The sequence below is a fragment of the Methylobacterium tarhaniae genome, from assembly GCF_001043955.1.
Lineage (GTDB): Bacteria > Pseudomonadota > Alphaproteobacteria > Rhizobiales > Beijerinckiaceae > Methylobacterium > Methylobacterium tarhaniae.
The window spans coordinates 1-728 of the sequence record NZ_LABZ01000232.1; the positions used below are offsets into that span (position 1 = coordinate 1).

Consider the following 728-nt stretch of genomic DNA (forward strand, 5'->3'; position numbering starts at 1 on the left):
CCCGAGGCACCGGCGCACGGATAGGCATCGTCCGGGATGACGTTGCGCTCGCGGATCGCGAAGGGGTCGAGCCCGAGCCGGTCGGCGCCGAGATCGACCAGCCCCTCGGCCACCATGGTGGCGATCGGGTGGCCGACCGCCCGGTACTGGCAGGTCGGCGCCTTGTTCTGCAGCACGACCCGGGCGCGGGCGCGGTAATGCCGGTGGCGGTAGGGACCGCCGGTCAGGTTGACGACCTGGTTGGCCTCGACCGCGCTGGTGCGCGGATAGACCGAGTACGGCCCGATTCCCGTCAGGTCGTCGATCTCGAGCCCCAGGATGTCCCCCTCGGGCGAGAACGCCATCCGGGCGCTCACCCGGTGGTCGCGGGCGTGGATGTCGCTCTGGAAGCTCTCGAGCCGGTCGGCGACGAACTTCACCGGGCGCTTGAGCATCAGGGCGAGGGCGCAGGTCGCCATCTCGTCGGGATAGATGTGGACCTTGATCCCGAACGAGCCGCCGACATCCTTGCAGATCACCCGGACCGCGTGCTCGGGCAGCGACAGGTGCTTGCACAGGATGTCCTGCATCATGTGCGGCGCCTGGAACGAGTGGTGGACCGTCAGCAGCCCGTCCGCCGCCGCCCAGTCGGCCAGGATCGCCCGCGGCTCCAGGCAGACGCCGGTATGGCGCCCGAACCGGAAGGTCTCCTCCACCACCACGGCCGCGTCGCGGAAGGCGGCCTCGAC

At 70.5% G+C, this 728-nt stretch carries 1 protein-coding gene; it reads right to left on the bottom strand.

The window, feature by feature from the left end; genetic code table 11:
* A partial coding sequence (locus VQ03_RS26600; protein ID WP_048453935.1) for a molybdopterin cofactor-binding domain-containing protein occupies positions 1 to 728 on the bottom strand: 728 nt, incomplete at both ends.